The organism is Stenotrophomonas sp. Sm10 (assembly GCF_030985515.1).
In the GTDB taxonomy this organism is placed as follows: Bacteria; Pseudomonadota; Gammaproteobacteria; order Xanthomonadales; family Xanthomonadaceae; genus Stenotrophomonas; species Stenotrophomonas hibiscicola.
On record NZ_JAPTFO010000107.1, the window covers coordinates 1 to 10,449 of the forward strand.

General features: G+C 67.3%; 7 protein-coding genes. 6 read left to right on the forward strand and 1 reads right to left on the reverse strand.

The features are described from left to right. Positions 1-103: 103 nt before the first annotated feature. On the reverse strand, positions 104-1,228 hold the full coding sequence (locus tag O0J15_RS19225) for a pyridoxal phosphate-dependent aminotransferase (RefSeq protein WP_308306124.1): 1,125 nt from the start codon (positions 1,226-1,228) through the stop codon (positions 104-106). 257 nt (positions 1,229-1,485) lie between these two features. Between O0J15_RS19225 and ligA the strand changes: the two genes are divergently transcribed. The 6 genes from ligA to gyrA all read left to right on the forward strand — a co-directional run bounded on the left by ligA (position 1,486) and on the right by gyrA (position 10,401). Next, a complete protein-coding gene (gene ligA, locus O0J15_RS19230) occupies positions 1,486-3,957 on the forward strand; it encodes an NAD-dependent DNA ligase LigA (protein ID WP_308306126.1) in 2,472 nt (823 codons plus the stop codon). 47 nt (positions 3,958-4,004) lie between these two features. Then, positions 4,005-4,490: a GNAT family N-acetyltransferase gene (locus O0J15_RS19235; RefSeq protein WP_019660365.1), complete on the forward strand. Its 486-nt coding sequence runs from the start codon at positions 4,005-4,007 to the stop codon at positions 4,488-4,490. Then, entirely contained in the window at positions 4,487-5,443 is a 957-nt protein-coding gene (gene epmA, locus O0J15_RS19240) for an EF-P lysine aminoacylase EpmA (RefSeq protein WP_308306125.1), read from the forward strand. The genes O0J15_RS19235 and epmA overlap by 4 nt, the downstream gene beginning before the upstream one ends. 141 nt (positions 5,444-5,584) lie before the next feature. Beyond that, positions 5,585-6,313 carry a DUF3011 domain-containing protein gene (locus tag O0J15_RS19245; RefSeq protein ID WP_155029804.1) on the forward strand — a complete coding sequence of 243 codons (729 nt, stop codon included), beginning with the start codon at positions 5,585-5,587 and terminating at the stop codon, positions 6,311-6,313. A gap of 47 nt (positions 6,314-6,360) precedes the next feature. Then, positions 6,361-7,425, forward strand: coding sequence for an S-methyl-5-thioribose-1-phosphate isomerase (gene mtnA / locus O0J15_RS19250; RefSeq protein WP_058981311.1), 1,065 nt, complete (start codon positions 6,361-6,363; stop codon positions 7,423-7,425). Positions 7,426-7,686: 261 nt separating this feature from the next. Further along, complete coding sequence (gyrA, locus tag O0J15_RS19255; RefSeq protein WP_251103160.1) at positions 7,687-10,401, forward strand: DNA gyrase subunit A; 2,715 nt, start codon at positions 7,687-7,689, stop codon at positions 10,399-10,401. The last annotated feature ends 48 nt before the right edge of the window (positions 10,402-10,449 follow it).

A 10,449-nucleotide genomic window follows, 5' to 3' on the forward strand; every position in this document is an offset into this window, starting at 1 on the left:
GACCAACGGTCGGCACCCACCCCGACCAACGGTCGGCACCCACAACAGTAGATCCGCGCCAAGCGTGGATGGGGCGAACCAGGGTTCGCCCCCACCAACAGGGTCAGGCCGGTACGCCGGCCACCTTCGCGAACGCACGGCGGAACGCGGCCATCTCCTCTTCGGTGCCGACGGTCACGCGCACGCGCTGTGGCCAGATCGGCCAGCTTCGCCCGATCACCACGCCGTTGTCTGCCATCGCCTTGGCAAAGGCGGCACCGTCGCGCTGCACATCCACCACGAAGCAGTTCGCTTCCGACGGGACGCAGCTGAAACCACGCTTGCCCAGCCACGCGATGGTGGCCTGCCGCACCTGGGCATTCTGCAGGCGCCGCTGCGCGATCAACTGGGGATCCTGCAGGCTGGCCAGTGCTGCGGCCAGTGCTGGCACGGGCAGTGGGTTGTCGCCCAGGCTGGCCAGTTCGCGCAGGCGGTCGGGATGTGCGGCCGCCACGCCCAGGCGCAGGCCGGCCATGCCGTACAGCTTGGAGAACGTGCGCAGCACGATCAGGTCATCGCGCTGCGCTACCTGCGCGATCAGGCTCGGCTGCCCGCTGTACTGCAGGTAGGCCTCGTCGACCAGCACGCGGGTCGATGCGGGCTTGTGGGCCAGCAGCCAGGCGAGCTCATCCGGTGGGCTGATCGAACCGGTCGGGTTGTTCGGATTGCACACATACACCAGCCCGGTCGGGCGCGCTTGCGCGGCGGCGACCATCGCACGCAGGTCATGCGCGCCGTCGTCGCGCAGCGGCACCTTCTGCACGTATGCACCGTGTGCGGCGGCGACCTCGCCCAGGGTCTCGAAGGTCGGATCGGCCACCACCAATCCCGCCTGCGGCCCGGTCCACACCGTGGCGGCGCGGTTCAACGGCTCGCTTGAGCCGGGATAGAGGCGCACGTGGTCGGCCGGAATACGTGCCTGCTCGATGAAGGCATCGCGCACTTGGCCTGCCAGCGCGAAGCGGTAGCGACCGCATCCGGCGATGCTGTCGCGTGCTGCCTGCTGGGCTGCGGGCGAGGGGCCGTAGGGGCATTCGTTGAAATTCAGCAGCACCGCACCTTCGGCGGGGGCGGGAGCGGCGGCTGTCGCCGGTTGGGTATGGCCAAGCTGCGGCAGCCCGCTGCCAGCGACGGCGAGGCCAGCACCGGCCAGTTGCAGGAAGCGTCGACGGGAAGCAGGCAGGGGCACGGGCACGATTCCGAAGGGCAGACCGTCGCACGCTAGCGCTGGTTGCGGTGGGCGGCAAGCCCGCTTTTTGTAGTGCCGAGCCATGCTCGGCTGCAGGTGTGCCAACCAAGGTTGGCACCTGCCGGGGCGGGGAGATGGTTGGCATCCACCAGGGCAGGGGGGCGCCCGTCGAGCATGGCTCGGCGCTGCGAAGGCAGGGCATTACAGGGCCTGACGGCCGGGCGCGGTAGAATCCCCGGCCATCCCAGAACCACCGGATCCCGATGAGTCCCAGCCCCGCCGAACGCGCCGACGACCTCCGCCGGCAGATCGCCCAGGCCAACCGCGCCTACCATGAGCTGGACGCGCCGGAGATCCCCGACGTCGATTACGACCGGTTGGTGCGCGAACTGGAAGCACTGGAGCGCGAACATCCTGAACTGGCCCGCGCCGACAGCCCGACCCAGCAGGTCGGTGCGCGTCCTTCCGGCCGCTTCGCCGAGGTGCGCCATGCTGTGCCGATGCTGTCGCTGTCCAATGCGTTCAGCGACGAGGAGGTGGCTGATTTCGTGCGCCGCATTGACGAGCGGCTGGGGCGTCGCAGCCTGCGGTTTTCGGCCGAGCCGAAGATGGACGGGCTGGCGATCAGCCTGCGCTACGAGGACGGTCATTTCGTGCTCGGCGCGACCCGTGGCGATGGCACGACCGGCGAGGACGTGACGGCCAATCTGCGCGAGATCGGCGACATTCCCAAGCGCCTGCACGGCAAGGACTGGCCGGATGTGCTGGAGGTGCGCGGCGAGGTGTACATGGCCCGCGCCGACTTCGAGGCCTACAACGAGCGTGCGCGCCTGCACGGCGGCAAGGTGCTGGCCAATCCGCGCAACGCGGCGGCCGGTTCGCTTCGCCAGCTCGACCCGAAGATCAGTGCGCAGCGCAGGTTGAGCTTCTTTGCCTACGGTACCGGTGAAGTGCAGGGCGGCGAGCTGCCCGATACCCATTCGGGCACCCTGGCCCAGCTCGGCGCCTGGGGCTTCCCGGTCAGCGAGCTGTGCAAGGTGGTGGAGGGCACTGATGGCCTGCTCGGCTACTACCGCGATATCGGTGAGCGCCGCGATCGCCTGCCGTTCGACATCGACGGCGTGGTCTACAAGCTGGATGACCGCGCCGGCCAGCAGGCCATGGGCTTCGTTTCGCGCGCGCCGCGCTGGGCCATCGCGCACAAGTTCCCGGCGCAGGAACAGAGCACGACGGTAGAGGCCATCGAGATCCAGATCGGCCGCACCGGTGCCGCAACACCGGTCGCGCGACTGGCACCGGTGGCCGTGGCCGGCGTGATCGTGTCCAACGCCACCCTGCACAACGCCGACCAGATCGCACGCCTGGATGTGCGCGTCGGCGACAGCGTGATCGTGCGCCGTGCCGGCGACGTGATCCCGGAAGTGGTCAGCGTCATCCTCGATCGCCGCCCACAGGGCACTATGCCGTGGCAGATGCCGACGCGCTGCCCGGTGTGCGGCTCGGAGATCGTGCGCGAGGAAGGGGCAGCAGCATGGCGCTGCTCGGGCGAACTGTCCTGCCCGGCGCAGCGCAAGGAAGCCATTGCCCATTTCGCCTCGCGTCGCGCGATGGACATCGATGGCCTGGGCGACAAGTACATCGAAACCCTGGTCGACGCCGGCATCGTCAGGAGCGTGGCCGACCTGTACCGGCTCAGTCGTGACCAGCTGCTGCACCTGAAGCTGGTGCTGGATGCGGAAGACCCGTCCGCACTGGCCGCTGCGCTGAAACCGCATCTGCCCGCCGGGGGCAGTGGCGCGGTACTCAACGCCGTGCTGAAGCTGGACGGCAGCGATCCGGGCTGGCGCGCGCAGGCGCTGGCACAGCCCGCCAGCTTCGAATGGAACACGAAGAAGATCGCCACCAAGTGGGCCGACAACCTGATCGCAGCAATCGACGCCAGTCGTGCCGCCACGCTGGAACGCCTGCTGTTCGCGCTCGGCATCGAACACGTTGGCGAGAGCACCGCCAGGGCCCTGGCGCAGTGGTTCGGCGACCTGGAACTGATCCGCCATCTGCCGTGGCCGCTGTTCAAGCGCGTGCCGGACATCGGTGGCGAAGTGGCGCGCTCGCTCGGTCACTTCTTCGAACAGCAGGGCAACCAGCAGGCCATCGATGACCTGCTGCAGGTCGGCCAGGTGCGCATCAGCGATGTACATGCCCCCAGTGCCAAGCTGCGCGAGGGACTGGACCTGGCGCAGCTGCTGGTCGAATCGGAGATCCCCGGCATCACCCGTCTACGCGCCGAAAAACTGGTGGCAGCGCTCCCGGGGGCACAGGCGGTGCTCGATGCCGAGCATGGCCAGTTCGTCAATGCCGGCTTGCCCGATGACACCGCGCGCGGACTGGGGGAGTGGCTCGATGCCGATGGCCATGGCGTGATGTTGCTGGCGGCCGAGAAGGCGATGCAGCAGATCCTGGCCAAGGCGCCGGCGCTGGCCGAGATCGTGGCGGGCCCGCTGGACGGGCAGACCGTTGTGCTCACTGGCACCCTGGCCCAGCTCACCCGCGATGTCGCCAAGGAGCGCCTGGAGGCGCTGGGCGCCAAGGTTTCCGGCAGCGTGTCGAAGAAAACCAGCTTCGTGGTCGCCGGCACCGAGGCCGGCTCCAAGCTGGACAAGGCGCAGTCGCTGGGCGTGCCGGTGTGGGACGAGGAACGCCTGCTGGCCTACCTTGCCGAACACGAATGACGATCCCGCCGGGTGCCGCGCCTGGCATGCAGCACAAAGGAGCACCGATGCAGACCGCCCCACTGGATTTCCGCCTGGCCACCCGTGCCGACGAGGAATTGTTGATCACCTTGATGCGCGAGTTCTACGCCGAAGACAGGATCGACTTCGATGACGCGCGCGTGCGTCGCGGCGTGGACGCGCTGCTGGCCGATCCGCGCAATGGCGAAGTGCTGTTGTGGCTGGACGAGGCGGGCGAGGTGGTCGGCTACGCGGTGATCGCGATGGGCTTCAGCCTGGAGCAGGGCGGCCACTTCATGCTGCTGGACGAGCTGTACCTGAGCCATCGCGCGCGTGGGCGTGGCCGCGGCAAGCAGGCGCTGGCCATCTGCGAACAGCGCGCTCGCGGTCGTGGCGTCAGCCGCCTGCGCCTGGAAGTGAACCACCACAACGAACTGGCACGGCGCCTGTACCTGGCCAGCGGCTACATCGACGATACGCGCGATCTGCTGACCCTGCCGCTCGACCATCCGCGCCCGGAGGGCATCCTGTGAGCGAGGCCCTGCTGCGCGCGCTGCAGCAGCGCGCCGCGCTCAATGCGCTGGTGCGCCGCTTCTTTGCAGAGCGCGATGTGCTCGAGGTGGAGACGCCGATCCTGTCGGTCGCGGGCAACACCGAGCCGAACATCGACAGCTTCCATACCGACTTCACCGGCCATGTCGATGCCGGCGGACGCCGCCGATGGCTGCGCACCTCGCCGGAGTATCCGCTCAAGCGCCTGCTCGCTGCCGGCGTGGGCGACTGTTATGAACTGGGCCGGGTGTTCCGCAATGGCGAGGCCGGCGGCCGCCACAACCCGGAGTTCACCATGCTTGAGTGGTACCGGGTCGGCTGGGACCACCACCGGCTGGTGCAGGAAACCGCCGAGCTGGTAGGCCAGGCGTTGGCCCTGGTCGGGCGCAGTGCGACGCTGCGTGTGCTCAGCTACCGCGAGCTGTTCCAGCAGTACGTGGGCGTGGATCCGTTCGATGCTGATGAGGCCGCGCTGCGTGCCGCGCTGGGCGAGGTGCACATCGACCCGGTCGGGCTGACCCGCGATGACTGGCTGGATCTGCTGATGACCCACCGTATCCAGCCGCGCTTTGATGGCGATGTCATGACCGTGGTCCACGACTGGCCGGCCAGCCAGGCAGCATTGGCCCGCATCCGCCCGGGCACGCCCCCGCTGGCCGAACGTTTCGAGCTGTACCTGGGCGCGGTGGAACTGGCCAACGGCTACCACGAACTGAACGACGCTGACGAGCAGCGCGCGCGCTTCCAGCGCGATCTGCAGCGCCGCCACGAGCGCGGCCAGGTGCTACCGGCCGTGGACGAGGCGCTGCTGTTGGCGCTGCCGTCGATGCCCGCCTGCGCCGGGGTGGCGGTGGGTGTCGACCGCCTGTTGATGGCGATGAACCGCACGCCGCGGATTGCTGATGTGCTGGCCTACGACTTTGCCCACGCGTGAGCGCGGCGCACGTTCCTGAACGTTGAAGACTGAACGGATTGCCGCGTTTCCGCGCTTGCTTCGGTAAGCGGGATGATGCTCTTATCACGGCAGATGCGGGACACTGGCATCGGAATTCGTCCACTCCTGTTGGGGAAGGCATTGGTCAAGTGGTTTGCGGTCGTGGCGGCACCGGTGTACTCCATCGCGCTTTGGGGTGCCTGGCTGCCGTCATCGGCGTCGGCCCAGCAGGCAGGCTATGACGGCGAAGTGGTGACCTGCGAATCGCGCGACATGGGCTGGGTGCATTGCGATATCGATGTGGACAACGGCGTCGATCTGGTGCGCCAGCTGTCGAGCAACAGCTGCATCCGCGGCAGCGAGTGGGGCACCGACCGCAGCGGCGTGTGGGTCACCCTCGGCTGCCGCGCCGAGTTCCGGGCGCGCCGTGCGCAGGGTGCGGCGCCTGCGGCAACGGAAGGCAAGCGCCTGGTGCGCCGCGTGGTGCGCTGCGAATCCAATGGCCGTCCGCAGAGTTGCCCGGTACGCCTGGATGGCGCGCCGGTGCGCCTGCTTCGCCAGTTGTCGGTGCTGCCGTGCCGCGAAGGCCAGGGATGGGGCTACAAGCGCAATGAAGTCTGGACCAGCCGTGGCTGCCAGGGCGATTTCGAGGTGGCCGACGAGGACGGCCGCTTCGTCGATGTGCCGCGCCGCCTGACCTGCGAATCGAAGTCGAAGAAGCGCCGCTTCTGCGGCGCCAGCATCTCGGTGGGTGCTGTGGTCTCCGAGCAGCTGTCCAGCACGCCCTGCGAGGAAGGCAGCACCTGGGGCTGGAACCGCAACGGGATCTGGGTGGACGGCGGCTGCCGCGCCGAATTCTCGGTGAATTGAGCCGGGGCAGGCTCCAACCACGCGGGGCGTGGCCCTACAATGGGCCCATGAACACTGCCTCCGACATCGACTACGCCCGTTACGACCACATCCGCCCGATCCTGTGGACCGGCGATGCCTTGCAACTGCTGGACCAGCGCAAGCTGCCGTTCGTGGTCGAGCACGTGGTCTGCCATGACAGTGACGAGGTTGCCAGCGCCATCCACGCGCTGACCGTGCGTGGCGCGCCGGCGATCGGTATTGCCGCCGCGTGGGGCGTGGTGCTGGCGGCACGCGAGGTGCAGGCCGCCGATGGCGCGCATGCGCTGCAGCAGCTGGAGCCGGCCCTGCAGCGCCTCAATGCGTCGCGCCCGACGGCGGTCAACCTGGCCTGGGCGCTGGCGCGCATGCGCCGTTGCCTGAACGCCGCCGGCGCAGACTGGAAGGCGTTGCTGGAGGCGGAAGCGCAGGCGATTGCCGATGAAGACCTGGCCGCCAACCGCCACATGGGGGCGCTGGGTGCTGGCCTGATCGAGGCCGGCAGCGGCGTGCTGACCCATTGCAATACCGGCTCGCTGGCCACCGCAGGCTTCGGCACGGCGCTGGGCGTGATCCGCGCTGGCATGGCCCAGCACCGCATCGCCCGCGTGTTTGCCGGCGAGACCCGGCCCTGGCTGCAGGGCGCCCGCCTGACCGTGTGGGAACTGCAGCAGGATGGCATCGACGCTACCCTGATCGCCGATTCGGCTGCCTCGCACCTGATGAAGACCGGCGCCGTGCAGTGGGTGATCGTCGGCGCAGACCGCATCTGCGCCAATGGCGATACCGCCAACAAAATCGGCACCTACCAGCTGGCCATCGCGGCCCGCCATCACGGCGTGAAGTTCATGGTCGTAGCGCCGTCCTCGACGGTGGACATGGACACCGTGGACGGCAGCCAGATCGAGATCGAGCAGCGCGATCCGGGCGAGCTGTACGGCGTGGGCGGTACCCGCACCGTCGCCGAGGGCATTGCCGCCTGGAACCCGGTGTTCGACGTCACTCCGGGCGAGCTGATCGATGCCATCGTGACCGAGCGCGGGGTGATCCTGAACCCGACCGCCCACAATATGCGCACCGCCTTCGACGGCTGAGGCGGGACAGGATCGAGGATGTCTGTAGAGCCGAGCCCATGCTCGGCTCAGCCAGCGAATCCGCCGCAGCCGAGCATGGGCTCGGCTTTACAGGGCGGTATGGGGCCCTAAGTTCCTGATTTGTGCCGGTAAAATCCCCATGAAGGGAGGCGGAAAACGGCCTGTTGTGGTAGTATCCACAGGTTGAATCGAGGTTCCGGCGCGACCCCCTCCCGCAGAGGGCTGCGCCGGACTGGACCGCTACCAGACAACGGAACCCGAATGGCAGAAACCGCCAAGGAAATCATCCAGGTCAACCTGGAAGACGAGATGCGCAAGAGCTACCTCGATTACGCCATGAGCGTGATCGTGGGCCGCGCGCTCCCGGATGCGCGCGACGGCCTCAAGCCGGTGCATCGTCGCGTGCTGTTCGCGATGAACGAGTTGAACGCGCACAGCAACAAGCCTTACTTCAAGTCGGCGCGTATCGTCGGTGATGTCATCGGTAAGTACCACCCGCATGGCGATCAGTCGGTATACGACACGCTGGTGCGCCTGGCTCAGCCGTTCTCGCTGCGCTACATGCTGGTCGACGGCCAGGGTAACTTCGGTTCGATCGACGGCGACTCCGCTGCGGCGATGCGATACACCGAGGCGCGCATGTCGCGCCTGGCGCATGAGCTGATGGCGGACATCGACAAGGAAACCGTCGATTTTCAGCCCAACTACGATGAAAAGGAACTGGAGCCGACGGTCATGCCGACCCGGTTCCCGAACCTGCTGGTCAACGGTTCGGCCGGTATCGCGGTGGGCATGGCGACCAACATCCCGCCGCACAACCTGAGCGAATCGATCAACGCCTGCATCGCGCTGATCGACAACCCGGAAATCGACGTCGACGGCCTGATGGAATACATCCCGGGCCCGGATTTCCCGACTGCCGGCATCATCAACGGCACTGCCGGCATCGTCGCCGGCTACCGCACCGGCCGTGGCCGCGTGCGCATCCGTGCCAAGGCCGATATCGAAGTGGCCGACAACGGCCGCGAATCGATCATCGTCACCGAAATTCCTTACCAGGTGAACAAGGCGCGTCTGATCGAGAAGATCGCCGAGCTGGTCAAGGAAAAGAAGATCGAAGGCATCAGCGAGCTGCGCGATGAGTCCGACAAGGACGGCATGCGCATCTACATCGAGATCAAGCGCGGCGAATCTGCCGAGGTTGTGCTGAACAACCTGTACCAGCAGACGCAGATGGAATCGGTGTTCGGCATCAACATGGTGGCGCTGGTCGACGGCCGCCCGCAGTTGATGAACCTCAAGCAGATGCTGGAGGCGTTCGTCCGCCACCGTCGCGAAGTGGTCACCCGCCGCACCGTGTTCGAGCTGCGCAAGGCGCGCGCCCGTGCCCATGTGCTGGAAGGCCTGACCGTCGCACTGGCCAACATCGACGAGATGATCGAACTGATCAAGACCTCGCCGAACCCGAATGAAGCCCGCGAGCGCATGCTGGCACGCGTGTGGGAGCCGGGCCTGGTCGGTGCGATGCTGGGTGCCGCCGGTGCCGAAGCATCGCGTCCTGAAGACCTGCCCAAGGGCGTCGGCCTGGTCGAGGGCGGCTACCAGCTGACCGAGATCCAAGCCACCCAGATCCTGGAAATGCGCCTGCACCGCCTGACCGGGCTGGAGCAGGACCGCCTGACCGACGAGTACAAGCAGCTGCTGGAAGTGATCGCCGGGCTGATCCACATCCTGGAAGATCCCGATCGCCTGCTGCAGGTCATCCGCGAGGAGCTGGTCAACGTCAAGGCCGAGTTCGGCGACGAACGTCGCACCGAAATCCGCCACAGCGAAGAAGACCTGGACATCCTGGACCTGATCGCGCCGGAAGACGTGGTGGTCACCGTGTCCCACGCCGGCTACGTGAAGCGCCAGCCGGTCAGCGTGTACCGCGCGCAGCGCCGCGGCGGCCGTGGTCGCAGTGCGGCGGCGACCAAGGAAGAGGATTTCATCGAACAGCTGTGGCTGGTCAACACGCACGATACGCTGCTGACTTTCACCAGTTCGGGCAAGGTGTTCTGGCTGCCGGTCTACCAGCTGCCGGAAGCGGGTTCCAACGCCCGTGGCCGTCCGATCATCAACTGGATTCCGCTGGAACCGGGCGAACGCGTGCAGGCCGTGCTGCCGGTGCGCGAGTACGCCGATGGCCAGTTCGTGTTCTTTGCCACGAAGAACGGTACGGTCAAGAAGACCCCGCTGGGCGAGTTCGCCTTCCGCCTGGCCCGCGGCAAGATCGCGATCAATCTCGATGAGGGCGATGCCCTGGTCGGCGTCGGCCTGACCGACGGCCAGCGCGACATCCTGCTGTTCGCCTCCAATGGCAAGACCGTGCGCTTCGGCGAGGACAAAGTCCGCTCGATGGGCCGTACCGCAACCGGCGTGCGTGGCATCAAGATGCCGGCCGGCGAGGAAGTGGTCAGCCTGATCGTGGCCGAAAGTGCCGGTGGCATCGAGGACGAGAACGAGGACGACAACGGTGTCGAGGAAGCCACCGCCAATGGCGATGCGGTGATCGATAGTGCCGATGACGCCAGCGTGCAGTACATCCTGACCGCCACCGAGAACGGCTACGGCAAGCGCACCCCGCTGCCGGACTACCCGCGCAAGGGCCGTGGCACCCAGGGCGTGATCGGCATCCAGACCACCGAGCGCAACGGCAAGCTGGTCGCTGCGGTGCTGATGGGCTCGAATGACGAAGTCCTGCTGATCTCCGATGGCGGCACCCTGGTGCGTACGCGTGGCTCGGAAATCAGCCGCGTCGGCCGCAACACCCAGGGCGTCACCCTGATCCGCCTGTCCAAGGATGAGAAGCTGCAGGCGGTTGAGCGCTTGGATGCCTCGATCGATGAGGACGAGGACGAGGTGGCGGTCGCCACCCCCGCCACGACCGACGGCGCACCGGCTGCGGCCAGCAGCGAGGACGCCGCGCAGGAATGACCCTGCCGCGAGCCTGAGGTACCCGACGACGCCGGCCCTGTGCCGGCG

What these genes read in the sequence shown, in the direction of transcription:
- gyrA (WP_251103160.1), top strand. Translation starts at nt 7,687, where the DNA reads ATGGCAGAAACCGCCAAGGAAATCATCCAGGTCAACCTGGAAGACGAG.
- O0J15_RS19235 (WP_019660365.1), top strand. Translation starts at nt 4,005, where the DNA reads ATGCAGACCGCCCCACTGGATTTCCGCCTGGCCACCCGTGCCGACGAG.
- mtnA (WP_058981311.1), top strand. Translation starts at nt 6,361, where the DNA reads ATGAACACTGCCTCCGACATCGACTACGCCCGTTACGACCACATCCGC.